Raw genomic sequence first — 23,891 nt, forward strand, 5'->3', positions numbered from 1 at the left:
CGGCGGGGCCTTCTCACGGGGTACGTCACGCCACCCGCGACCGTGCCGCCGACCAGGTGTCGCAGGAGGCGGGTCGGGCGCCGGTGAAGCCGCGCTTCAGCCAGTAGACGCGGTTGGCGCCGCTGCCGTGGGTGCGGTAGAGGTCGTCGCCGCTGGCCCGTACCACTTCGACCAGGGCCGCCCAGTCCTTCGTGTCCCGGGGCAGCGACCGCCACACCCCGGCCAGGAACACCCCGGCCAGGCAGTCGGCCTGCAACTCGTAGCGGCGCCCGCGTTCGGCGGTGGCCTTCCCGCGCTCGTAGGCGGCCCGGACGCCGGTCAGGCTCTGCAGGTGATGTCCGTACTCGTGGGCCGCGATCTTGAGCGGCAGCAGATCGGTCCGCCCCTCGATCCAGTCGCCGGTCAGCGGGAACACCAGCGTGCGCGGCCCCGGGCAGTAGAAGGCGGCAGTTCCTTCTGGCCAGTCGAACCCGCAGATCCGATCCTGCGGCGCGTCGAAATAGCGCACCTTGGGTTTGCTGAACGGCATCCGCGCCCGAGCAAAATGCCCACCCCACGCCTTATCAAGACATTTCACCATCGCGACTAGATACTCCCTGGGCCGCGCCACCCCGCCGGAGATCAGCTCGGGCTCCTCGCACGACTGGACGGCGAGCCTGCCGGTGCCCGCCCACGGATCGGCGGCCGGGGCGGTGGTGAGGGTCAGCACGGACAGCACGGCAACGGTCTGCATGAGGGGCACAAACACGGATCATAGGGCTCAGTGGTGACCAGGGCGGTGGGATGGGATGGATGGGACGGTGGTTGACTCTCCGGCATGAGCGATCTTGCCCTGGTCCTGACAATTGGTAGTTTGGCGGTTTTCATCGGGGCAATTGTCCAGGGAGGCGTCGGGTTCGGGCTGGGGCTGATCGCCGCGCCCGTGCTCACGATCCTGGACCCCGGCGTCATGCCCGGTGCGATCCAGGTGGTCAACTTCACGTTGCCCTTGTTCACGCTGGCCGCCGAGTGGCGCAGGGTGGACTGGCGGGGGCTGGGGTTCGCGGTGCTCGGCCGGCTGCCCGGCACGGTCATCGGAGGATTCGTCGTCGTCTACGTGTCGGCCCACACACTCGGCGTGCTCGTCGGCGTGATGGTGCTCATCGCGGTGGGGCTGACGGCGCGGGCGCTGAGCGTGCCGCGCAACGGCGCCACACTCGCCGCCGCCGGGTTCGTCTCCGGCGTCACCGGTACGGCCACAGGCATCGGCGGCCCGCCCATCGGCCTGGTGTACCAGAGCGCCAAGGGGCCGCAGATCCGGGCGACACTGGCCATGTTCTTCGCCCTGAGCGCCGCCCAGTCGCTGGCCGTCCTGGCGTTCGTGGACCGCTTGCCCGGCAAGGCGCTGGCCACGGGGGCGGCGCTGCTCGTACCCATGATCGCTGGATTTCTCGTGTCAGGGCCGCTGCGGCGCTACCTCGACGGCGGGAAGGTGCGTGCGGCGATTCTGATCGTGGCGGCCGTCTCCGCGCTGGTGCTCATCGGCCAGAGCGTTATGCGGTGACGGCTCAGGCCGAGCAGCAGTCGCAGCCGGAACAGCAGTCGCAGTCCGAGCAACAGTCGCAGCTCGTGCAGCAGTCGGGCAGATGGCAGCAGACGTCCCCGCAGTTGGCGCAACTGGAGCACCGCGAGTCCTCCTCCTCCCACGGAGGCTGGTAGAGCCCGCAGGTGCAGCAGGAGAAGGCGGCACAGGCCAGCGAGATCAGCCCGCCGGGATCCGGCTTGCGGGGATGCGGCTCGGGGGGCGAGTGCGCCGGCGGCTCGGATGGCGAGGTGCCCTCGGCGAAGGTGCGGGTGATCGCCCGGGACGTCTCATGGACCAGGAGCGCCTTGGCCAGCCGGGGCCGGGGCAGCTCCAGCCCGTCCACGGCCGCCCGCAGATCGGCCTGCGCGCGCTCACAGTGGGAACGGGCGTCCGCGAGAGCGGTACCGGTGGCCGGCAGCGGGTTGTAGGCCCCCCGCTCGCGATCCTCGGCCAGATCCTCCACCGCGTCCAGGAGGTGGGCCAGCCGCCCGAAGGCCCGCCCGGCGTGTTCGAGCGGCTCGCGGTTGCCGGGCCGCCCCGCCAGCACCGCCGTGTGCGCGAAGGCGGCGGCCACCGCGTCCTCGGTGGGCGCCGTGAGCGTGGCGAGCGTACGGCCGCCGGACCGCTCCAGCTCCACCTGGGCGAGGGCCGCCCCGGTCAGCGGGGCGGGGTCGAAGGACAGGGCGGCCGCCGTCGAGGCTCCCGCGCCGGACCAGCGCCCGGCCAGCCGCCCGGCCGTCGCGGCGACGAGCCGGCGCCGGTAGGGCCCGTCGCCGTCGGCGATGTGGTCGCGCAGCTTGGCCCCCGCCAGGATGAGCGAGACGGACGCGGCCAGCCGGGCCCCTTCCGACTCCACGACCCCGGCCGTCCTGAACCCCCGCAGAGCACACGGCCCAGCGGTGCGCCGCGGGGTGGGCGCGTCCGTCTGCGCCTCGGCCAGCACCGACACCAGCAGCGCGTCATAGTTGGTCGCCAGCCGCGCCGCCTGCCCATGCTCGTCCCGCAGGGCCAGGCACAGGCCGCACAGATGCCCCAGCCAGTCCTTGAACATCCCCCCGCACATGCCGTGCCGACATGGCCGGACAATCCCGAACATACGCCCCCTCAACCGGTACGGCGGTGCTCACCGTAGCACCGGTGACCTAGGACAGGGGAGGGCCTCAGTGCATGGTCCGCCAGGTCTGCTCCTCCACCAGTTCCCGGCTCCGCCACCCGGCGGCCGTCCTGGTCATCCGGTGGTGGTACCAGCCGCCGCCCTGCAGGATCCCGGCCGGCTTGGCCAGCTCCCGGCCGGGCGCCAGCGTGTCGGTGAACGAGGCCGAGACCTCCGCCGCGTCCCCGCGCACCGCGACCCGGGTGGCGCCGATCAGGTGGAGCCGGCCTGGCCAGTGCGGCAGCACCTCGGCGAGCCAGGCCTTGACCTCGGGAAACGGCCCCTTGATTCCTCCGGCGGAGGTGTAGTCGAGCACGGCGTCGGGCGTGAACACCTCGTCGAGCAGGTCCCAGGCGCCGCTGTCCAGCGCGTAGGCGTAGGTGGCCAGGCGGTCGCCGATGGCCCAGTGATCGTCCATGGGCCCAGACAACGCGACAGCTCGTACACGAGCAAGACCCACGTTTCACGATTGTTATGCGGAACAACAAACTCCGGCCTCGGAGCCCCTTCCCAAGAGGTCCCTGGCGGAATACGTTGCCGCAAACAACATTCAGGGAGGTCTGCCATGCGCAAGGGGATCCTGGGCGCCGCCGCGCTCATCCTGGGTCTGGCCGCCTGCGGGGGCGAGAGCGGCACGACCACCGGCACCACCGCGACGACGGGAGCCGCCACTGCCAAGCCCGGCAAGGTCGGCGTCATCCTGCCCGACAGCAAGTCCTCGGCCCGCTGGGAGACGGCGGACCGCAAGTTCCTGGGAGAGGCCTTCACGGCGGCCGGGGTCGCCTTCGACATCCAGAACGCCCAGAACGACAAGTCCGCGTTCCAGACCATCGCCGACCAGATGATCACCAACGGCGCGACCGTGCTGATGATCGTCAACCTCGACAGCGGCACCGGCAAGACCGTCATCGACAAGGCCAAGGCGCAGGGCGTGCCCACGATCGACTACGACCGGCTCACGCTCGGCGGCAACGCCGCCTACTACGTCAGCTTCGACAACACCAAGGTCGGCACCCTTCAGGGCGAGGGCTTGAGCAAGTGCCTGGCCGAGAAGAAGGCAGGCAAGCCCATCGTCGCCTACCTGAACGGCTCGCCCACCGACAACAACGCGACGCTGTTCAAGGAGGGTTACGACGGCGTCCTGAAGCCCAAGTTCGACGCCGGAGAGTACGTGAAGGGCCCCGAGGAGTCGGTCCCCGAGTGGGACAACACCAAGGCCGGCACGCTGTTCGAGCAGATGCTCACCAGTCAGCCGAAGATCGCCGGCGTGCTGGCGGCCAACGACGGGCTCGGCAACGCCGCCATCACCGTGCTGAAGAAGAACAACCTCAACGGGAAGGTCCCGGTCACCGGCCAGGACGCCACCGTCCAGGGCCTGCAGAACATCCTGGCCGGCGACCAGTGCATGACCGTCTACAAGGCCGTCAAGAAGGAGGCAGACGCGGCGGCCAAGCTCGCGGTCGCGCTGGCCAAGGGCGAGAAGCCGACGGCGAGCGGCACCGTCAAGGACTCCCAGACCGGCGCGGACGTCCCCGCCGAACTCCTCGACCCCCAGCCCATCACCTTCGACACCGTCAAGGACGTCGTGGCCGACGGCTACGTGACCAAGGACGAACTCTGCACCGGCGACTTCGCCGCCAAGTGCACAGAAGCCGGAATCAGCTAACCCAACCCCCTCTAGATCCCGAAATTTCGGCTTAAGGTACGGCAAGCGGCCCACAAGGCGGCCTGCCGTACCCTCCTCCGAGGGAGCCCCATGACGACCCCACTTCTCGAAGTACGCGGCCTCGACAAGAGCTTCGGCCCCGTCCAAGTGCTCCACGACGTCGCCTTCTCCGCCCACGCCGGCGAGGTCACCGCTCTGGTCGGCGACAACGGCGCCGGCAAGTCGACGCTCGTGAAGTGCGTGGGCGGCATCCACCCCGTCGACGCCGGCCGGATCCTCTTCGACGGCGACGACGTCCAGGTGAGCACCCCGCGCGACGCCGGAGCGCTCGGCATCGAGATCGTCTACCAGGACCTCGCGCTCTGCGACAACCTCGACATCGTCCAGAACATGTTCCTCGGCCGCGAGCGCCGCAGCGGCCTGGTCCTGGACGAGGCGACGATGGAGGAGATGGCCGAGCGCACGCTGTCCGGCCTGTCGGTACGCACGGTCAAATCCATCCGGCAACAGGTCGCCAGCCTGTCCGGCGGCCAGCGGCAGACCGTCGCCATCGCCAAGGCGGTGCTCTGGAACTCCCGGGTGGTCATCCTCGACGAGCCCACCGCCGCACTCGGCGTCGCCCAGACCGCCCAGGTGCTGGAACTGGTGCGCAGGCTGGCCGACCAGGGCCTGGCCGTGGTGCTCATCTCGCACAACATGAACGACGTGTTCGCCGTCTCCGACCGGATCGCGGCGCTCTACCTCGGCAGGATGGCGGCCCAGGTCCGCACCGCCGACGTGACGCACGCGCAGGTCGTCGAACTGATCACCTCCGGTCGCAGCGGAGAACTGGGGATCGCGCCATGAGCAAGCTCGTGCAGGACAAAGAGGCCATCATCACGGCGGTGCAGGCGCCGTCGATCGGGCACAGCGCCCGCGCCTACGGGGAGCGGGTCCGCGGCGGCGACATGGGCGCGCTGCCCGCCGTCATCGGCCTGGTCGTGCTCTGCACGGTCTTCGCGATCGCCCGGCCCTCGTTCTTGACCGCCATCAACTTCGCCAACCTGTTCACCCAGGGCGCCGCGGTGACCGTCATCGCCATGGGCCTGGTCTTCGTCCTGCTGCTGGGCGAGATCGACCTGTCGGCCGGCTTCGCCAGCGGCGTCTGCGCGGCGGTGCTCGCCGTCACGCTCACCGACCTCGGGCAACCCTGGTACGTGGCCGTGATCGCGGCCATCCTCACCGGCTCGGCGATCGGGGTGGTCCTGGGCTCGCTGGTGGCCAAGGTCGGCATCCCGTCCTTCGTGGTCACGCTGGCGGCCTTCCTCGCCTTCCAGGGCGTGGTGCTGATCATGCTGGACGAGGGCACCAACATCTCCATCGCCGACCCGGTCATCGTCGCCATCGCGACCAAGAACATGACGCCCGCGCTCGGCTGGGCGCTCTACGCCGCCGGCGTGGTGATCTACGCGGCGCTCCAGCTCACCCGGGCCCGACGGCGGGCCGCGCGCGGGCTGGTGGCCGACCCGTTCTCGCTGATCGCCGCGCGGGTGGGCAGCCTGGCGGTCATCGCCGGGCTCGCCGTCCACGTCCTGAACCTGGAACGCAGCCGCAACCCGCTGACGATCTCGCTCACCGGCGTGCCCATCGTCGTGCCGGTCATCCTGGCGCTGCTGGTCCTGTGGACGTTCGTGCTGCGCCGTATGCCCTTCGGACGGCATGTCTACGCGGTCGGCGGGAACGCGGAGGCGGCCCGCAGGGCCGGCATCGACGTCGACCGCATCAAGATCGGCGCGTTCGTGATCTGCTCGTCGATGGCCGCGGTCGGCGGGATCATCGCCGCCTCCCGCGCCAACTCCGTCGACCCGAACACCGGAGGCAGCACGGTCCTGCTGTATGCCGTCGGAGCTGCGGTGATCGGCGGGACGAGCCTGTTCGGCGGCAAGGGCAGGGTCCTCGACGCCGTGCTGGGCGGCGCCGTGGTGGCGGTCATCGAAAACGGCATGGGCCTGATGCAGTACGGTTCCAGCGTGAAATACCTGGTCACCGGATCTGTCCTCTTGCTGGCCGCGGGCGTCGACGCGCTGGCGCGCAGGCGGGCGGCCGCAGCGGGTCTGAGGTGATGCGGGCGGGGCCATCCCAGGAGGACATCAGGCGGCACAATCTCGGCACGCTGCTGCGCCATGTCCATCTGGGCGGGCCGATCTCCCGCGCCGAGCTGACCTCGCGCATGGGCCTGAACCGCAGCACCATCATGGCGCTCACCTCCGACCTGACCGCGGCGGGCCTGGTGCGCGAGGAACTGCCGCGCGAGACCGGCCGCGCCGGCCGGCCGTCGCTGGTGGTGCGCCCCGAGTCGGCGCGCGTCTACGTCTTCGCCTTCGACGTGGGTCCCGATCGGCTGGCCGTCGCGCGCGTCGGGCTGGGCGGGGTGATACTCGACCGAAGGGAGTCGGTACGGCGGCGCGGCCCGTTCGACCTGACGGAGCTGACCGGGGACCTGGCCGCCGCGGCCCGGCAGATGCGGCGCAAGGCCCGCCACGACGCCGTCTGCGTCGGGGCGGGCGCCGCCGTGTCCGGCGGCGTGCGCAGAAGCGACGGCGTGATCAGGTTCGGCCCGAACCTGCACGCCGACGAGGCGCCCTTCGGCGAGGCACTGGGCAGGCGGCTGGCCTTCGGGCTGCCGGTGAGCGTGGGCAACGACGCGAACCTGGCCGCGCTCGCCGAGCACAGCCGCGGCGTGGGCGTGGGCGTGCGCGACCTGGTCTACCTGCACGGGGACGTCGGCGTCGGCGGCGGGATCATCGCCGGCGGCCACCTGCTCGGCGGCCACGACGGCTACGGCGGTGAGATCGGCCACATGGTGATCAACCCGGGCGGCGGGCAGTGCGCCTGCGGCTCGCGAGGCTGCCTGGAGGCGGAGGTGGGGGAGCGCGCCCTGCTGGAGGCCGCGGGCAGGAGCCCGGAGGAGGGCCACCAGGGCCGCGACGCGGTACGCAACGTCGTCGACGCCGCCGACCGGGGGGACATCGTCGCCCAGGAGGCGCTGCGCCAGGTCGGCGACTGGCTGGGGCTGGGCGTGGCGAACCTGGTCAATCTGTTCAACCCGGAGATGGTGATCTTCGGCGGCATGCTGCGCGAGGTCTACCTCGGCTCGGCCGCCCAGGTGCGCAGCCGGCTGGCGGTCAGCGCCCTGGCGCCCCAGCGGGAGAAGCTGCGCCTGCGGACCTCCGCGCTGGCCGACGACGCGACCCTCGTGGGCGCCGCGGAACTGGCCTTCGCCCATGTACTGGCCGACCCGCTGGAAGTCCTGGCCCGCGCGGGCGGCTGAGCGCATCCAAAGTTGCCCGGACCCCGGGCGGATCGTCCCGGCGGCCGAGGGCAGGACCGGGCGTACGGCCGATCACAAGGCATGATCCTGTTTCTAGTGTCGGATGCATCAGCGTTCGACACGGAGAAGAGTTCATGCGCCACGCATATCGAGCAGTCTTGTTCACCGCCGTCACCGCGGCCGTCATGTCCGTCGCGCTGCCCGCCGGGGCCGGCGCGACCGCCCGCCCCGGGTACGGCCGGGCCGACCTGCAACGCGACGTCAACGCCATCAAGGACGTGGGCACGATCGGCGTCCAGGCGAGGGTCACCGACGGAGGCCGGAACCTGGTGGCCACGGCGGGCACGGCCGTCCACGGCACGCGGCGCCCGGTCCCGGCCAACGGCTACAGCAGGATCGCCAGCACCACCAAGACGTTCGTGGCCACCGTGGCGCTGCAACTGGTCGCCGAGGGCAAGATGTCGCTCGACGACACCGTGGAGAAGCTCCTGCCCGGCGTCGTCCAGGGCAACGGCAACGACGGAAACACGATCACGCTTCGCATGCTGCTCCAGCACACCAGCGGCCTGTACGACGCCTACCCGGGCTACGCCTCGCTCGAAGAGATCCTGGAGCACCGTTACGAGCGCTTCACCGAGCTGGAGATCGTGGAGAGGGCGGTCAAGCACAAGCCGGAGTTCCGGCCGGGCGCCGAGTGGCGCTACAACAACACGGGCTACCTGCTCATCAGCCTGATCATCGAGAAGGCGACGGGCCGGCCGTGGCACAAGGAGGTGGCGGCCCGGGTGAGCGGGCCGCTGGGGCTGCGCCGTACCTTGTGGTCGGGCGCGTCGAACGAGGTGCCCAAGCCGCACGCCAGGGGCTACCTCCTCATGCCGCCGGCCAAGCCCGTGGACCTCACCTCGAAGTTCGACGGCGACGCGGCGGGCGGACTGATCTCGACCACCGCCGACACCGGCCGGTTCCTCCGCGCGCTGCTGGGCGGCAGGCTGCTGCCGGCGGAGCAGCTCGCGCAGATGAAGAAGACCGTGCGCGCGCCCGCCCACGAGGCCGGGTGGCCGGGGGCGCGCTACGGCCTCGGGCTCAGCTCGCGCCCGCTGTCCTGCGGCGGCGTGTACTGGCACCACGGCGGCGACGACTACGGCTACAAGACGCGCACCGGCGTGAGCGCCGACGGCCGGCGCAGCGTGGTGGTCTTCATGTCCACGCAGATCGGCGACGAGCGGTCGCTGAAGCAGGAGAAGGCGTCGGGCGACCTGATCGACCGCGCGCTGTGCGCGTCCTGACGTCCTAGGCGACCCGTGAGGCGGGGGCGGTCCAGGTGTTGCAGGCCGACGGGGCGGCGGCGGTGAAGCCCTTGTCGAGCCAGTAGCGCTGGTTCCCGCCCTTGCCGTGGTCCTTGATCTTCGTGGTCTCGTCGCCGGAGCTCTTGACGATGTCCAGCAGGTAGTCCCAGTCGTCCTCGGTCCGGTCCAGCGACTCCCACACGCTGCCCATGAAGACCCCGGCCAGGCACTCGGCCTGGAGCTCGAACCGGCGCGTCTGCTCCAGTTCCTCCTTCTTGCTCCGGTACGGCTCGTAGAGGTAGGCGTGGTGCAGGCCGGCGATGTTCTGGAGGTGGTGCCCGTACTCGTGCGCGACCACGTCCATGAGGAACAGGTCCGAGGGGTCCTCCAGCATCTTGTCGTCAAGGCTGATGGCGAAGCGCCGCGTGTTGACGCAGTAGCTGCCCGCCTGGTCGGCCCACTTCTCGCCGCAGAAGCGGGCGCCCTTCTTGGTGACGAACGTCAGCGACGGCTGCCCGAACTCCAGCCCCCCGCCGGTGAAATGCGCGCGCCACGCCTTGTTGAGGCAGGTGTGGACGGTGCGGACGTAGGCCTTGGCCTGCGCGACGCTCCCCGCCGCGACCGGCTTCTCCACGCAGGCGCCCGGCGCGAGCGCGCCGGTCCGGTACATCTTGTTCTGGGTGAGGACGGCACTCTTGATCGGGTACGCGGACGCGGCCGCGGTGCCCGTCGCGCCGGCCAGGACTACCCCGGCCAGAAGGACCGACACCACGGCATAAAGGGGGAACCTCATGGAGAAAGTGTGATACGTCCTGCTTAACAATCAATTGCCATTCAGAGAACGCGTGACTTTCCCGCCTTCCACGTGTTGCAGTACTGCGCCGAACGACCGCCGTAACCGCGGTTCTGCCAATAGGCGAGATTGGCCGGCCGGCCGTGGGTCTTGCTCTCCCCGGCCCTGCTGACCGACTCCATCCACTGGTCCCAGGTGATGCCGGGATCGATGGAATCGAGGGTGGAGCTGTAGAAGGCGCCGGCGAAGCACTCGGCCTGCATCTCCAGGCGGTGGCTGAGGATCGTGCGCGCGCTGCCCGACGAGCGCCAGTACATGGCGTTCTGCGCGGTCAGGATGCCGGTGAGGTGCTGGACGTGGTGTCCCCACTCGTGGGCGACCGAGTGCGCGATGTTCATCTTGAACGGGTCGGTCAGGTCACGCTTCATGATCCGGATGGCGACCGTGCGCTGCTGCGGGCAGTACTGCGCGCCGTTGCTGGTGATCTTCCCGCAGACCGATCGGCTGCCCGTCGTCACCTGGACCTTCGGCGGCGTGTACCGCAGCCCCGCGGCCTTGAACCTGGCCGTCCAGAAGCGGTCGGCGCACCGGGCCATCCCGGTGTGGAAGGCTCGGAGCGAGGCGGCGCTTCCCCGGCGGATCTCCGGAATGGCGCACGAGAGCGCCGACGTGGTGCCGGAGCGATAGATCTTGTTCTGGGTCAGTACGGCGGGCGGCACGGCGGCCGCCGGTTCTGCCGAGGCGCTGGCCGTACCGGAAATGGTCAGACCCGCGATCATGCACACAGATGCCGCAATAAGGGGAAGTCGCACGATCGCGGATCCTAGACCAGTTCGGGGCGCTCCGGTTAGGAGACCCGGGATTTCGGCGCCGCCCAGGTGTTGCACGCGCTGGGGGACTCGGCGTCGAAGCCGCGCTTGAGCCACCAGGCGATGTTCTTGGCCTTGCCGTGGGAACGGAAGTCGTAGCCGTTCTCGGCGACCTTCACGATGTAGCGGAAGTCGAACTCGCGCCGGCCCAGCGAGTGCCAGACCGAGCCGATGAACGCGCCCGACAGGCACTCGGCCTGCAGCTCCACCCGGCGGCTCTCGTCGTACACGCGGGCCTTGCTCTTGCCCTTGAGGTTGTCGACGACCCTCAGCATGCCGGTGAGTTGCTGGATGTGGTGACCGTACTCGTGGGCCAGGACCTCCATCAGGAACAGCTCGAACGGCTCGGCCAGGATCGCCTCGTCGAGCAGGAAGGTGATCTTCTTGTTCTTCGGGCAGTAGATGGCCTGGGCGCCCGCCGGGAACTTCCCGCACGAGGTCCGCGCGCCCGGCTTGGCGATGACCTCGAAGCCCGGCTTGGCGAACGGGATGTTCTTCTTGGCCAGCTGCCTGCTCCAGGACTCGTTCAGGCAGTCCATGAGGAACTCGAGGTAGACGCGGGCGTCGTCCAGGTCCCCGCTCTGGACCGGCTGCTCGTCACATTCCTTGAGCTCCAGCGCACCTGTCTTGTAGACCGGGTTCTTGGTCAGCACCGGTGAGTAGGTGGGGGGAGCGGCGTGGGCCACACCGGTGAACAGCACGCTCGCCAGGGCGCCGGAAATGAGCGCCAAAATGGGGGTACGCATGAGAAGGCACCTTATTTGGCGCATATGCCGTTGGTAAAGCACATTGCGGCCCGTGCCGCGAGGGGCACGGGCCGCAATGTCACGATATTTCGGGCCTAGCAGGCTAGGCGACGTAGCGGGCGGAGACCTTCCACGTGTTGCACGCGCCCACCTGGCCGGAGTTGAAGCCCCGGTTCATCCAGGCGGCCTGCGAGGAGCCCTTGCCGTGGTCGTTCTGGGCCCAGGCCTTGTGGCCGTTCTTGCGGAACCAGTCGACCGTCCGGTCCCACTCGCCCTGGTCGACGGGCAGGGAGTCGGCCACGGTGTTCATGAAGACCGCGGAGAAGCACTCGGCCTGAAGCTCCGAGCGGCGCGACAGCTGCAGCTGCATCGACTTGCCCGAGCTGTTGCGGGCCGCCCAGTAGTAGTTCCAGATGCCGGAGATCTGCTGGACGTGGTGACCGTACTCGTGCGCCATCAGGCGGGTGATGCCCAGGGCGTACGGGTTGCGGAGCTGCGTCTTGGTGATCAGCATGTACATCGTGCGGTCGCCCGAGCAGTAGAGGCCGTCGGCCCCCGCGCTCCACGGGCCGCAGGCGGTGCGGACCTTCTTGGTGATGATCCGCAGGCGCGGCTTGCTGAACGACAGGCCCGCCTTGCGGAACTGGCTGCTCCAGGAGGCGTTCAGGCAGTTGGTGACGCGCTGCAGGAAGCGCTTGTAGGCGGCGGTGCTGCCACGGGGCAGGCTGCCGGGAGAACAGTTGGAGTCGGCGAGCCGGCCGGTTCGGTAGAGCGGGTTCGCCGTCGCGGCTGCTTTGCCACGGGGCGGCGCTGCCTGCTGCAGCTGCGCCCCCTGGTTGGCGGGCTGCGCTTCGGCGGTCGCCGTACCCACGCCCGCCAGAGCAAGCACCAGCCCAGCGGCCACGAGTGACGAGAGTTTCCTCATGGGGAGAGTGTTCATAGTGAGGGAAAGACTAGGTCAAGATCGGACAAATGTGGGCTGATTTGACTCGATGCAGTCAGCGCCGGGGGCACGAACTAGACTCGTGCGCAGTGGCGAGCACGAGCAGGAGGGGCTGATTCCGTGAGCGGGCTGCTGAGCTCAATCAAGGGTCCGGAGGACGTCAGAAGGCTCGGAGCGGCGCAGTTGCCGAGGCTCGCGGGGGAGATCCGCGACACGCTCGTCGACTCGTGCGCGCGCTTCGGCGGACACCTGGGGCCCAACCTCGGTGTCGTGGAACTCACGATCGCTTTGCACCGGGTCTTCGACTCCCCGCGCGACCCGATCATCTGGGACACCGGCCACCAGGCGTACGTCCACAAACTCCTCACCGGCCGCCTCGCCGGCTTCGACGCGCTCAAGCAGGAGGGCGGCCTGTCCGGCTACCCGAGCCAGGCCGAGTCCGAGCACGACTTCGTCGAGAACTCCCACGCCTCCACCGCGCTGTCCTACGCCGACGGGCTCGGTAAGGCGTTCAAGCTGCGCGGCGATCGCGAGCGCAGGGTCGTGGCGATCATCGGCGACGGCGCCCTGACCGGCGGCATGGCCTGGGAGGCGCTCAACAACATCGCCGCGATCAAGGACCTCCCCGTCGTCATCGTGGTCAACGACAACGGCCGCTCCTACTCGCCGACCATCGGCGGGCTGGCCTCCCATCTGTCCTCGCTGCGCGTCAACCGCCGCTACGAGGACATGCTGGAGTTCGTCAAGGACAAGATCGGGAACGTTCCCGTCCTCTACGACGCCCTCCACGGGATCAAGAAGGGCGTCAAGGACGTCATCGCCCCGCAGGTGATGTTCGAGGACCTCGGCCTGAAGTACCTGGGCCCCATCGACGGCCACGACGAGCAGGCCATGGAGGCCGCGCTGCGCAAGGCGCGCGACTTCGGCGGCCCGGTCATCGTCCACGCCCTCACCCAGAAGGGCCGCGGCTACTCCCCGGCGGAGAACCACGACGAGGACCAGATGCACGGTCCCGGCGCCTTCGACAAGTCGACCGGGCGGGAGAAGCCGAAGCCCCGCATCTGGACCGACGTGTTCAGCGAGGAGATGGTCAAGCTCGGCCGCGAGCGCTCCGACATCGTCGGCATCACCGCCGCCATGCTCCACCCGGTGGGCCTGGCCGCCTTCGCCGAGGCCTACCCCGAGCGCATCTACGACGTCGGCATCGCCGAGCAGCACGCCCTGACCAGCGCCGCCGGCCTGGCGCTCGGCGGGATGCACCCGGTGTTCGCCGTGTACGCCACCTTCCTCAACCGCGGCTTCGACCAGCTGCTGATGGACGTCGCCCTGCACAAGCTGCCGGTCACCCTGGTGCTCGACCGCGCGGGCGTCACCGGCGACGACGGGGCCAGCCACAACGGCATGTGGGACCTGTCCATCATGCAGGTCGTCCCCGGACTGCGGATCGCCGTGCCGCGCGACGGGGAGCGCATCGTCGAACTGCTGCGCGAGGCCGTCGCCACCACGGACGGCCCGACCGTGCTGCGCTACCCGAAGGGCGCGCTGGCCGAGACGATCGAGCCGGTCGGCAAGCTGGGCGAGATGGACCTGCTGCGGGTGGCCGACTCGGGCGAGCCCGACGTGCTGCTGGTCGGCGTGGGCCCGATGGCGCACATCTGCATGGACGCGGCCAAGCTGCTCGACGCCCAGGGCATCACCGCCACGGTCGTCGACCCGCGCTGGGTCAAGCCGCTCGACGAGGCCCTGGTGGTGGCGGCGGGGGCCCACAAGCTGGTGGCCGTGGTCGAGGACAACGGCAAGGTCGGCGGCGTGGGCGACGCGGTCTCGCGGCTGCTGCGCGAGGCCGACGTGGACGTGCCCGTCCGCTCCTACGGCATCCCGCAGCGCTTCCTCGACCACGCCAAGCGTGCCAAGATCCTCGGCCAGATCGGGCTGACCGGACAAGACCTCGCCCGCGAGATCACCGAGGCGATCGCCAAGCGCGGCGCCCCGATCGAAAGCCCGACCGCCCGCAACTGACCCCGAGCGCCGCCGTGCTCACCTCGCACGGCGGCACGTTGTCCGGAAAGTACCTGGTCGCCGGGGGATCGGGGCCGTTCGTGATGCGCGAGAGAAGGCATGACAGCGGGGTAAACGGGCACTGACTGATCGTGGATATCTTTCGCACCAAGAGCGTCGAGCAGTCGATCCAGGACACGGAGGCGCCGGAGCACCGGCTGAGAAAGCGCCTGACCGCCGTCGACCTCACGGTCTTCGGCATCGGCGTGATCGTCGGCACCGGCATCTTCGTGCTCACGGGTCAGGTGGCCAAGCAGACCGCGGGACCCGCGGTGGCCCTGTCCTTCATCGTGGCCGCCGTCGTGTGCGGGCTGGCCGCGCTCTGCTACGCCGAGTTCGCCTCCACGCTGCCCGTGGCGGGTTCTGCGTACACCTTCTCCTTCGCCACGCTGGGCGAGTTCCCCGCCTGGGTGATCGGCTGGGACCTGATGCTGGAGATGGCGCTGGCCGCGGCCGTGGTGGCGGTCGGCTGGTCGGGCTACTTCGCCTCACTGCTGCAGTCGATCGGGCTCACGCTGCCGGACTGGATGGCGGGCGACAGCCCGGTGGTCAACGTGCCGGCGATGGTGATCGTGCTGATCCTGACCGCGATCCTGGTGGCCGGCATCAAGTTGTCCTCGCGGGTCAACCTGATCATCGTGATCATCAAGGTGGCGGTGATCCTGCTGGTCATCGTGGCGGGGCTGTTCTTCGTCAACGCGGCCAACTACACGCCGTTCATCCCCGACCCGATCTCCACACCGGCCGTCGAGGGACTGAAGGCGCCGCTCATCCAGGTGCTGTTCGGCATCACCCCGGTGGCCTTCGGCGTGATCGGCATCTTCTCGGCCGCCGCAATCGTGTTCTTCGCGTTCATCGGCTTCGACATCGTGGCGACGGCCGCGGAGGAGACCATCCAGCCGCAGCGCGACCTGCCGCGCGGCATCATCGGCTCGCTGGTCGTCTGCACGGTGCTGTACGTGGTGGTCTCGCTGGTCGTGGTCGGCATGCAGCCCTACAGCGAACTCAGCACGCGGGCGCCGCTCGCCGACGCGTTCACCGCCGTGGGCCAGAACTGGGCCGCCGCGCTGATCAGCATCGGCGCCATCGCCGGCCTCACCACCGTGGTGATGATCCTCATGCTGGGGCAGAGCCGGGTGCTGTTCGCGATGTGCCGTGACGGCCTGCTGCCGCGCGGCCTGGCGAAGGTCCATCCGAAGTACGGCACGCCCGCCCGCCTCACGATCATCATCGGCGTGGTGACGGCTCTGCTGGCCGGGTTCATCTCCCTCGGCGCGCTGGCCGAACTGGTGAACATCGGCACGCTCTTCGCGTTCGTCGTCGTCTCGATCGGCGTGATCATCCTGCGCAGGACCCGCCCGGACCTGCACCGCGCCTTCCGCACGCCGTTCGTCCCGCTGCTGCCGATCCTGTCGGTGCTGGCCTGCCTCTACCTGATGCTCAACCTTCCGGTGGAGACGTGGCTGCGCTTCCTCATCTGGATGGTGATCGGGGCCGCCCTCTATTTCCTGTACGGCTACCGCCACAGCCGCGCCCAGCGCCTGCCCACGGGGATCAAGCCCCACTGACCGGCCCGGGGCCGTGCTCGCGTGGCACGGCCCCGGCTCACTCACCAGGTGTAGACGGCCCGTCCCGCGGCCTTCATCAGGCAGCCGTTGCCGAACGTACGGGTGAAGGCGACCTTCTTGCCCCGCCACGTGCCCGCGACCTTGACCTTGTGCGGCAGGTACTCCTTGGTGCAGATGGCCCGGTCGTTCTTGAGCTTGGCCGGATCGCCCTTGACCGAGCGCAGCAGCCGGCAGGCCGCCCGCGGCGACGGATGGTTCCCGCCGTCCCGGTCGCAGGTCAGCCGGACTGCCTTGGTGGTGTCCCCTGCGGTGACGCTGATCTTCAACGTCGCGCGGGGCCGTTGCGAGGCGGCTGCCGGGGCGGCGTTCCCCAAGACCACGGCACCGGCCAGCACGACGAGCGCGAGCGTCTTCACATGTGTTCCCTTCCTCGGACGGGCAAGGTCACACACGCTACTTCTTCCGGGGTGGAAGGGCCCCGTGACACGAGGCCCTTCCGTCTCCTACGGCCTCCTACGGCACGGAGGCGACGCCGGGCTCCAGGAAGCGGGGCTGGGAGACGCCCGCCCTGTCCAGGTACGGCGTGACGCCACCCAGATGGAACGGCCAGCCCGCGCCCAGGATCATGCACAGGTCGATGTCCTGGGCGGCGGCCACCACACCCTCCTCCAGCATGAGCCGGATCTCCTCGGACAGGGCCAGGAGGACGCGCCGCCGTACCTCCTGCGCGGTGGACGGACGGGTGCCGCCCGCGAACAGCGCCACGGCCTCGGGGTCGAGCGAGAAGTCGGGCGCGTAGACGCCCGGCTTGCCCGAGGCCACGAGCTTGGCCATGTTGCCGCTGACGCCGAACCGCCCGGGGAAGGCGGCGTGCAGCGTCTCCGACACGTGGTGGCCGACGGCGGGACCGACGAGCTGCAGCAGCGCGAACGGCGACATCGGCAGGCCCAGGTCGTCCAGGGAGTGCTCGGCGACCTCCAGCGGCGTCCCCTCGTCCACGGCCGCGATGACCTCGCCCATGAAGCGGGTCAGCAGCCGGTTGACCACGAACGCGGGCGCGTCCTTGACCAGCACCGACGACTTGCGCAGTGACCTGCCGACCGCGAAGGCGGTGGCCAGGGTCGCGTCCGAGGTGCCGGCGCCGCGGATGATCTCCAGGAGCGGCATGACCGCGACCGGGTTGAAGAAGTGGAAGCCGACCAGCCGCTCGGGGTGCCGGAGCTCGGCGCCCATCTCGCTCAGCGACAGTGAGGAGGTGTTGGTGGCCAGCACGCACTCGGCGGAGACGTGTGCCTCGACCTCGGCGAACACCTTCTTCTTGACCGCCATGTCCTCGAAGACGGCCTCGATGACGAAGTCGGCGTCGGCGAAGGCGTCCTTGGTGAGGGAGCCGCTGACCAGGGCCTTGAGCCGGTTGGCCTGGTCGCCGGAGATCCGGCCCTTCGACAGGAGCTTGCCGATCTCGGCGTGGACGTAGCCGACGCCCTTGTCGAGCCTGGCCTGGTCGAGGTCGGTCAGCACGACCGGCACCTCCAGGCGGCGGGCGAACAGCAGCGCCATCTGCGAGGCCATCAGCCCGGCGCCGACGACGCCGACCTTGGTGACCTTGCGGGCCAGCGACGTGTCCGGCGCGCCGGCGGGCTTCTTGGCCCGGCGCTGGACGAGGTCGAAGGCGTAGAGGCCGGCGCGCAGCTCGTCGCCCATGAGGAGGTCGGCCAGGGCCTCGTCCTCGGCGGCGAAGCCCTCGTCGCGGGTGGCGGTGCGGGCCAGGGCGACCAGGTCGAGGGCCCGGTAGGGGGCGGGGGAGGCGCCGCGCAGCTTCATGTCGACGAGGAAGCGGGCGTCGTTGACGGCCTTCTCCCAGTCGGCATCCGGATATGTCGCGCGTTCGATGGAAATTTCGCCCTTGAGGACCTTGGAGGCCCAGCGGAGCGACTCCTCCAGGAAGTCGGCGGGCTCGAACATCGCGTCGCCCACCCCGAGCTCGAACGCGTCGCGACCCTTGAGCATGCGGTTCTGCGACAGCGGGTTCTCGATGATGAGCTTGAGCGCCGCGGCCGGGCCGATCAGGCGGGGCAGCAGCTGCGTGCCGCCCCAGCCGGGCACCAGGCCGAGGAAACACTCCGGCAGGGCCAGCGCGGGCACCCCGGAGGAAAGGGTCCGGTACGTGCAGTGGAGCGCGATCTCCAGGCCGCCGCCCATGGCCGCGCCGTTCACGAACGCGAACGACGGCACGGGCAGCTCGCCGAGCCGCCGGAACACCTCGTGCCCCAGCCGGCCGATCTCCAGGGCCTCCTCGCGCGCGCGGACCAGCGCCGCGCCCTTGAGGTCCGCGCCGACACCGAAGATGAACGGCTTGCCGGTCACACCCACCGCGGCCAGATCGGTACGCGCCGCGATCCCGTCCAGCGCCGCGCCGAGCGACGTCAGCCCGCCGGGCCCGAACGTGTTCGGCTTGGTGTGGTCGAACCCGTTGTCCAGGGTGATCAGCGCCATGGTCCCGGCGCCGCCGGGCAGCTCGACGTCGCGTACCAGCGCCTTGGTGACGACCTCGTCCTTGAACAGCTCCGTCACGTTCACGCTCATGCGAGGTTCTCCCAGATCACGGTGCCGCCCATGCCCATGCCGACGCACATGGTGGTGATGCCGTAGCGGACGTCGGGCCGCTCGGCGAACTGGCGGGCGAGCTGCGTCATCAGCCGCACGCCCGAGGAGGCCAGCGGGTGGCCGTAGGCGATGGCGCCGCCGTAGGGGTTGACCTTGTCCTCGTCGATCCCGAAGTGGTCGAGGAAGGCCAGCACCTGCACGGCGAAGGCCTCGTTGATCTCGAACAGCCCGATGTCGGAGATGTTCAGACCGGCCAGGCGCAGCGCGCGCTCGGTCGACGGGATCGGGCCCACGCCCATCACCTCGGGGTCCACGCCCGCGAAGGCGTAGGAGACCAGGCGCATCTTCGCGTCCAGGCCGAGCTCCTCGGCGACGTCCGCGGCGGCCACGACGCAGCCGGTCGCGCCGTCGTTGATGCCCGAGGAGTTGCCCGCCGTGACCCGGCCGTGCGAGCGGAAGGGCGTCTTCAGCGCCGCGAGCGCCTCGACGGTCGTGCCGGGCCGCGGAGCCTCGTCCTGTACGGCCAGCCCCCAGCCCTTCTCCGCCGTCCGGATCGCGGTCGGCACCAGGTCCGGCTGGATCTTGCCGTCGGCGTAGGCCTTGGCCGCCTTCTCCTGCGACAGCGCCGCGTACGCGTCGGCCCGCTCCTTGGAGATCTCCGGGTAGCGGTCGTGGAGGTTCTCGGCGGTCATGCCCATGACCAGGGCACTGCCGTCCACGAGCTTCTCCGACAGGAAGCGGGGGTTGGGGTCGACGCCCTCGCCCATCGGGTGGCGGCCCATGTGCTCGACGCCGCCGGCGATGGCCACGTCGTAGGCGCCGAACGCGATGCCGCCCGCGACCGAGGTCACCGCGGTCATCGCGCCCGCGCACATGCGGTCGATGGCGTAGCCCGGCACGCTCTTGGGCAGCCCGGCCAGCACGGCGGCGGAACGCCCGATGGTCAGGCCCTGGTCGCCGATCTGGGTGGTGGCCGCGATCGCGACCTCGTCCACCCGCTCGGGCGGAAGATTGGGGTTACGGCGGATCAGCTCGCGGATGACGCGGACGACCATGTCGTCCGCGCGGGTCTCCGCGTACAGTCCCTTCGGCCCTGACCTGCCGAAAGGCGTGCGCACGCCGTCGACGAACACGACGTCACGAGAGGAAGGCACGGATTCGCTCCTCGTTGCTGGACAGCTTCCGAGCCTATGCTACTCGCCAGTAACTACTCCGCAGACGAGGGCGGCGAGCAGGAGCGCGCCCACCGTGAGGGCGGCGGGCTCCCACAGATGCGCCCGGCCGCCGAGCAGGGCGATCACGGCCAGCGCGGTGGCGGTCCAGGTGACCGCGGGGCGCCTCGCGGTCCTGATCGCCGCTTTCATCCGGTACGGCTTCGCCGATGTCGTAGTCGCCGGCATGGGTGCCGTGAAGGGCAGCGTCGGAGTGCCGGCCGGGGCGGCGCTTCGGCCGGCGCGGGGCCGGTTCGGTTCGGTGGGGGGTCTGGCGTGGTCCGGGTCCCAGGGGTCGCCTGGGGAGTGGCCGGAGCGGGCGATGCCGGCGAGGGTGGACAGGGCGCCTCGGGCCCACCAGGCGGCGAAGAAGGCCGCGGCCACGTAGCCCGCCAGCGTGAGGAGGTCGACGGCGCGGGTCAGGGTGTCGGCGGTGCCGTACAGGCCGGACTCGCGGAACAGGCGCGGCACCGTGTAGCCGAGCAGCAGTGTCACGGTCCAGCACGCGGCGACCCCGAGCCGGCTCAGGGCGCGGGTGAGAGGGGCGCCGGTGACGGCGTAGAGCTCCAGCTCACGCCGCCGCACCCGGCGCATGCGCACGCCCCACACCGCCTGTGTCGCCGCCAGCGCGGGCAGGGAGGCCAGGGAGAGCAGGAGTGCCGCGACGGCGTACGGCAGTGTCTCCTCCCTGGTCGCGGCCCGTTCGGCGAGCATCTGGACGGCGGCGGGCAGCGCGATCGAACCGGAGAGCGCGATGAGCGCGAGCCGGCGCGCGGCCCTGGCGTGCGTGCGCAGCCCGGTCACCACCCGTGCGCCGGGGAGGGGGAAGATCTCGGTCGAAAGCATGACGTCATGATGGCGTCACCGAGCGTGTCCGTGCCGGTGAACGGGCTACTCGGATGGAGCCCTAGATCCTTCGTAGACGATCAGGTCGAGGAGGCCGGGGAAGCGGTCGTCGAGGTCGGCGCGGCGGAGCCTGATGAAGAGCTTGCGGCCCTCGGGGCGCTGGCAGATGACGCCGCTCTCGCGCAGCACCCGCCAGTGGGCGGTCAGGGTGGACTTGGGCACATCCGGCAGGATCGAGCCGCAGAACTCTTCCTCTTCCGAGGCGGCCAGTTTCCGCACGATCGCGGCGCGGACCGGGTGCCCGATGGCGGCCATCACATCCACCAGGTCGATCTGGTCGCGTGTCGGATGCAACATACGGCCCATTGTACGCATCTCCCGAACAGTGATTTGACAGGCACGGTACGTCCGTACGAGGATTCCGAACTGACAAACGGTGTCGGCTTCCGGTGGCGTCGGGTCGTGAAACCGGGGTGGGGGTTGTGGTGTTCGGGTGGGGGAGTCGGCTGAGGAGGTTCGGATGTATGACGTGGTGATCGTGGGCGGCGGGCCGGTCGGGATGTTGCTGGCCGGGGAGCTGGGGTTGCAGGGGGTGCGGGCGCTGGTGCTGGAGCGGCTGGCCGTACCGACGGGGGAGTCCAAGGCGGGGACGCTGCACGCGCGGACGGCGCAGAGCCTCGACCGGCGCGGGCTGCTGGAGGCCGTCGGGAGGGCGAGCTACGGGAGCCTGCGGTTCCACTTCTCCGGGATGTTCGGGCTCGATCTCGGGGCGGTGGCCGGGGACGGGCCCAGTCTGGTGGGGAGCCCGCAGGCGTGGGCGGAGCGGGTGTTCGCGCGCCGGGCGGCGGGGCTGGGGGCGGAGATCCGGCGGGGGCAGGAGGTGACGGAGCTGGTTCAACATGAGGACCGGGTGGTGGTGACGGCCGGCGGGCGGGAGGTGGCGGCCCGGTTCGTGGTGGGGACCGACGGGGCGCGGAGTGTGGTGCGGAAGGCCGCCGGGATCCCGTTCACGGGGACGGGGGCCCGGGTGGCCGCCTTGATGGGGGATGTGCGGCTGGAGGATCCGTACGGGCTTCCTGGGGGCTACCACCGCACGCCCCGTGGCTGGCTGATCGCCTGGGTGAATCCCGCCGGGCACAGCCGGATCACCACCTATGACTTCCGCGCGCCCCACGCCGACCGGGAGGCGCCGGTCACGCTGGAGGAGCTGCGGGAGGCGGCCGAGCACATCGCGGGCGTTCCCGTGCCCATGCGCGATCCGCGCGCCCTTTCCCGGTACGGCGACGCCGCCCTGCAGGCCGAGCGCTACCGGACCGGCCGGGTCCTGCTGGCCGGGGACGCGGCGCACGTGCACTTCCCGTGGGGTGGGCAGGGCCTCAACACCGGACTGGAGGACGCGGTCAACCTGGGCTGGAAGCTGGCGGCGGAGGTCCGGGGGCGGGCGCCGGCCGGGCTGCTCGACAGCTACCACGCCGAGCGGCACCCGGTGGCGGCGCGGGTGCTCTGGAACGTCAGGGCCCAGACGGCGCTGGCCAACCCGGATCCGTCGGTGGATCCGCTGCGGGAGCTGTTCGCGGAGCTGATGGGCTTCGACGAGGTGAACACCTACCTGAGCGGGATGATCAGCGGCGTCGACACCGCCTACGACGTCGGCGTGCCGGGGGCGGGGCGGATGGCCCCCGATCTGGCGGTCAAGACCGAAGACGGCGACATACGGCTGACAGAGTTGCTGCGCGGCGGGCGACCGTTTCTCCTGGACCTGGCCGGGCGGGACGATCTCGTCGAGGCGGTGTCCGGCTGGCCGGTGGAGGTGGTGCGCGGCCGGGCGGAACACGAGGCGGAGGCCCTGTTGATCCGTCCCGACGGTTACGTGGCGTGGACCTCTCGGGCCGGGGCGGACACGCTGGGTGAAGCACTGGGACGCTGGTTCAAACCTGTTACGGACGACTATTTGTGGTGATCGAGTGAAATTTCCGGACAGGAGGTGGTGGAGTCTGTTAGGAAGGTCGCGATCCACACCCGGTAGCTAGAGAGGTACACCGTGTCGCGCGACGAGAAGGACAGACCATTCGAGGACGAGCAGGGCAGGTCGTTAAACCCGGACATGACCGGTGACGTGCTCTCCGACCGGTGGGAGACGGACGCCGCGGACACCGACGAGCAGCCGGCCGTCGTGCTCAGCGAGACCTACCACCTGCCGGGCGACCCGGGCACGCCCGGGGAGCGTTCGGAGACCTACCATCTGCCCGAGCCGGACGCCCTGGTCCACCAGGACATCCTCCTGGACCAGAGCGCCCTGAAGAGCCACCCCGACCCGGCCGACCCGCTCGACCTGAACACCGGCGCCGACCACGGCCTGGACCGCCCGGCAGGCACCGCCTACGACGCCGTGGCGGGCTACGACTCCGGCACGCCCGGCTACGAGCCCGGCACGGCCTACGAGCCCGGCACCGGCTATGAGGCCGGCACGGGTTTCGAGTCAGGCACGGGCTATGAGGCCGGAACGGCGGGCTACGAGGCCGGCACGACGGGACCTGGATACGACGCCGGAGCCGCGGGAGCCGGTTACGACGCCGTAGCAGGGCCCGACGGAGACCGCGACGAGAACGAGCCCGGATACCTGCCGCTGGACAAGTCCTACGAGCGCCCGTTCGGCGGCGATGACGACGAGCCGCGCCGGGGCTTCCTCGGTTCGGGCTGGAGCGGTTCCGACGAGCAGGACCAAGGGCAGGGGGAGGTGCGGCGCCGTACCAAGATGCTGATCGTCGCGGCGGCGGCCATCGTGGTGATCGGCGTGGGCGCGGGCTGGATGCTGACCGGCTCCGGCTCCGAGCCCTGCAGCGGCGCGCAGTGCTCAAGCGCCGGCCAGGTGAGCACCCCGGTGGCCCCGCCCGCCGAGGAGACGGAGGACCCGGCGGACCAGCCCATCGAGGCCACCCCCGAACCCGACATGTCCGAGTCGGTCACCCCGACGCCCACGGTGAGCCGCGCCCGAGCCACCCGTACCCCGGCTCCCCGCGCGACCCCGACCCGCGACGCCGACCCCACCCCCAAGGCGACCTCCAAGGGCACTCGCGCCCCGGACCCCAAGGACCCGGTCACCGACAACGCCAACGACCCCGAGCAGCCGCGCGCCACCGAAGCCCCCTCGGCCAAGCAGACCACCCAGCCCGCCCAGGCCCCCACCACCGCCGCTCCGGTCCCCGCGCCGACGGAGAGCAAGAAGCCCGGCGGCCTCCTGGACTGGCTGTTCGGCTGACGACCTCCGGGG

At 70.4% G+C, this 23,891-nt stretch carries 22 protein-coding genes; 10 read left to right on the forward strand and 12 right to left on the reverse strand.

Annotated elements, in window-relative coordinates; translation table 11 throughout:
- Window positions 1–25 precede the first annotated feature (25 nt).
- On the reverse strand, window positions 26–733 hold the full coding sequence (locus tag ACIBI5_RS02625; protein WP_397242424.1) for a neutral zinc metallopeptidase: 708 nt from the start codon (window positions 731–733) through the stop codon (window positions 26–28).
- A gap of 120 nt (window positions 734–853) precedes the next feature.
- Here ACIBI5_RS02625 and ACIBI5_RS02630 point away from each other — a divergent pair, with 120 nt between their 5' ends.
- Entirely contained in the window at window positions 854–1,543 is a 690-nt protein-coding gene (locus tag ACIBI5_RS02630) for a sulfite exporter TauE/SafE family protein (protein ID WP_397242426.1), read from the forward strand.
- Between the two features lie 4 nt (window positions 1,544–1,547).
- Here the strand turns inward: ACIBI5_RS02630 and ACIBI5_RS02635 are convergent, their stop codons facing one another.
- The gene (locus tag ACIBI5_RS02635) at window positions 1,548–2,660 is read right to left on the reverse strand and encodes a DUF5685 family protein (protein ID WP_397242428.1); all 1,113 of its coding nucleotides are present in this window, start codon (window positions 2,658–2,660) and stop codon (window positions 1,548–1,550) included.
- Between the two features lie 64 nt (window positions 2,661–2,724).
- The gene (locus ACIBI5_RS02640; protein ID WP_397242430.1) at window positions 2,725–3,135 is read right to left on the reverse strand and encodes a nuclear transport factor 2 family protein; all 411 of its coding nucleotides are present in this window, start codon (window positions 3,133–3,135) and stop codon (window positions 2,725–2,727) included.
- 147 nt (window positions 3,136–3,282) lie between these two features.
- On the opposite strand from ACIBI5_RS02640, the gene ACIBI5_RS02645 reads away from it, so the two are divergent.
- From ACIBI5_RS02645 to ACIBI5_RS02665, 5 genes are all read left to right on the forward strand, one after another.
- Window positions 3,283–4,383 carry a sugar ABC transporter substrate-binding protein gene (locus tag ACIBI5_RS02645; protein ID WP_397242432.1) on the forward strand — a complete coding sequence of 367 codons (1,101 nt, stop codon included), beginning with the start codon at window positions 3,283–3,285 and terminating at the stop codon, window positions 4,381–4,383.
- Window positions 4,384–4,473: 90 nt separating this feature from the next.
- Entirely contained in the window at window positions 4,474–5,229 is a 756-nt protein-coding gene (locus ACIBI5_RS02650) for an ATP-binding cassette domain-containing protein (RefSeq protein ID WP_397242434.1), read from the forward strand.
- Window positions 5,226–6,485 (forward strand): sugar ABC transporter permease, encoded by a 1,260-nt coding sequence (locus ACIBI5_RS02655; protein WP_397242436.1) that lies wholly within the window; start codon window positions 5,226–5,228, stop codon window positions 6,483–6,485. The genes ACIBI5_RS02650 and ACIBI5_RS02655 overlap by 4 nt, the downstream gene beginning before the upstream one ends.
- Entirely contained in the window at window positions 6,485–7,693 is a 1,209-nt protein-coding gene (locus ACIBI5_RS02660; RefSeq protein ID WP_379640912.1) for an ROK family protein, read from the forward strand. The genes ACIBI5_RS02655 and ACIBI5_RS02660 overlap by 1 nt, the downstream gene beginning before the upstream one ends.
- A gap of 158 nt (window positions 7,694–7,851) precedes the next feature.
- On the forward strand, window positions 7,852–8,979 hold the full coding sequence (locus ACIBI5_RS02665) for a serine hydrolase domain-containing protein (protein WP_397242438.1): 1,128 nt from the start codon (window positions 7,852–7,854) through the stop codon (window positions 8,977–8,979).
- Between the two features lie 4 nt (window positions 8,980–8,983).
- Here the strand turns inward: ACIBI5_RS02665 and ACIBI5_RS02670 are convergent, their stop codons facing one another.
- From ACIBI5_RS02670 to ACIBI5_RS02685, 4 genes are all read right to left on the reverse strand, one after another.
- The gene (locus tag ACIBI5_RS02670) at window positions 8,984–9,772 is read right to left on the reverse strand and encodes a neutral zinc metallopeptidase (protein ID WP_397242440.1); all 789 of its coding nucleotides are present in this window, start codon (window positions 9,770–9,772) and stop codon (window positions 8,984–8,986) included.
- Window positions 9,773–9,813: 41 nt separating this feature from the next.
- On the reverse strand, window positions 9,814–10,551 hold the full coding sequence (locus ACIBI5_RS02675) for a neutral zinc metallopeptidase (RefSeq protein WP_397242442.1): 738 nt from the start codon (window positions 10,549–10,551) through the stop codon (window positions 9,814–9,816).
- Between the two features lie 68 nt (window positions 10,552–10,619).
- Window positions 10,620–11,387 carry a neutral zinc metallopeptidase gene (locus ACIBI5_RS02680; protein WP_397242444.1) on the reverse strand — a complete coding sequence of 256 codons (768 nt, stop codon included), beginning with the start codon at window positions 11,385–11,387 and terminating at the stop codon, window positions 10,620–10,622.
- Between the two features lie 103 nt (window positions 11,388–11,490).
- Window positions 11,491–12,312 carry a neutral zinc metallopeptidase gene (locus tag ACIBI5_RS02685; protein WP_397242446.1) on the reverse strand — a complete coding sequence of 274 codons (822 nt, stop codon included), beginning with the start codon at window positions 12,310–12,312 and terminating at the stop codon, window positions 11,491–11,493.
- Between the two features lie 138 nt (window positions 12,313–12,450).
- On the opposite strand from ACIBI5_RS02685, the gene dxs reads away from it, so the two are divergent.
- Window positions 12,451–14,349, forward strand: a complete 1,899-nt coding sequence (dxs, locus tag ACIBI5_RS02690; protein ID WP_397242448.1) for a 1-deoxy-D-xylulose-5-phosphate synthase — start codon at window positions 12,451–12,453, stop codon at window positions 14,347–14,349.
- A 131-nt stretch (window positions 14,350–14,480) separates the two neighbouring features.
- The gene (locus tag ACIBI5_RS02695) at window positions 14,481–15,956 is read left to right on the forward strand and encodes an amino acid permease (RefSeq protein WP_397242450.1); all 1,476 of its coding nucleotides are present in this window, start codon (window positions 14,481–14,483) and stop codon (window positions 15,954–15,956) included.
- 41 nt (window positions 15,957–15,997) lie between these two features.
- Here the strand turns inward: ACIBI5_RS02695 and ACIBI5_RS02700 are convergent, their stop codons facing one another.
- From ACIBI5_RS02700 to ACIBI5_RS02720, 5 genes are all read right to left on the reverse strand, one after another.
- Window positions 15,998–16,372 (reverse strand): SSI family serine proteinase inhibitor, encoded by a 375-nt coding sequence (locus ACIBI5_RS02700; protein ID WP_397242452.1) that lies wholly within the window; start codon window positions 16,370–16,372, stop codon window positions 15,998–16,000.
- A 97-nt stretch (window positions 16,373–16,469) separates the two neighbouring features.
- Entirely contained in the window at window positions 16,470–18,542 is a 2,073-nt protein-coding gene (locus ACIBI5_RS02705) for a 3-hydroxyacyl-CoA dehydrogenase NAD-binding domain-containing protein (RefSeq protein ID WP_397242454.1), read from the reverse strand.
- Window positions 18,539–19,696 (reverse strand): thiolase family protein, encoded by a 1,158-nt coding sequence (locus ACIBI5_RS02710; protein ID WP_397243777.1) that lies wholly within the window; start codon window positions 19,694–19,696, stop codon window positions 18,539–18,541. Before ACIBI5_RS02710 ends, ACIBI5_RS02705 begins: the two co-directional genes overlap by 4 nt.
- A 60-nt stretch (window positions 19,697–19,756) precedes the next feature.
- Window positions 19,757–20,620, reverse strand: coding sequence for a hypothetical protein (locus ACIBI5_RS02715; RefSeq protein ID WP_397242456.1), 864 nt, complete (start codon window positions 20,618–20,620; stop codon window positions 19,757–19,759).
- A gap of 45 nt (window positions 20,621–20,665) precedes the next feature.
- The gene (locus ACIBI5_RS02720) at window positions 20,666–20,977 is read right to left on the reverse strand and encodes an ArsR/SmtB family transcription factor (protein WP_379613865.1); all 312 of its coding nucleotides are present in this window, start codon (window positions 20,975–20,977) and stop codon (window positions 20,666–20,668) included.
- Window positions 20,978–21,140: 163 nt separating this feature from the next.
- On the opposite strand from ACIBI5_RS02720, the gene ACIBI5_RS02725 reads away from it, so the two are divergent.
- Both ACIBI5_RS02725 and ACIBI5_RS02730 read left to right on the forward strand, forming a co-directional pair.
- Entirely contained in the window at window positions 21,141–22,580 is a 1,440-nt protein-coding gene (locus ACIBI5_RS02725) for an FAD-dependent monooxygenase (protein WP_397242458.1), read from the forward strand.
- 144 nt (window positions 22,581–22,724) lie between these two features.
- A complete protein-coding gene (locus tag ACIBI5_RS02730; RefSeq protein WP_397242460.1) occupies window positions 22,725–23,879 on the forward strand; it encodes a hypothetical protein in 1,155 nt (384 codons plus the stop codon).
- The last annotated feature ends 12 nt before the right edge of the window (window positions 23,880–23,891 follow it).

The sequence above is a fragment of the Nonomuraea sp. NPDC050540 genome, assembly GCF_044457485.1.
Taxonomy (GTDB): domain Bacteria; phylum Actinomycetota; class Actinomycetes; order Streptosporangiales; family Streptosporangiaceae; genus Nonomuraea.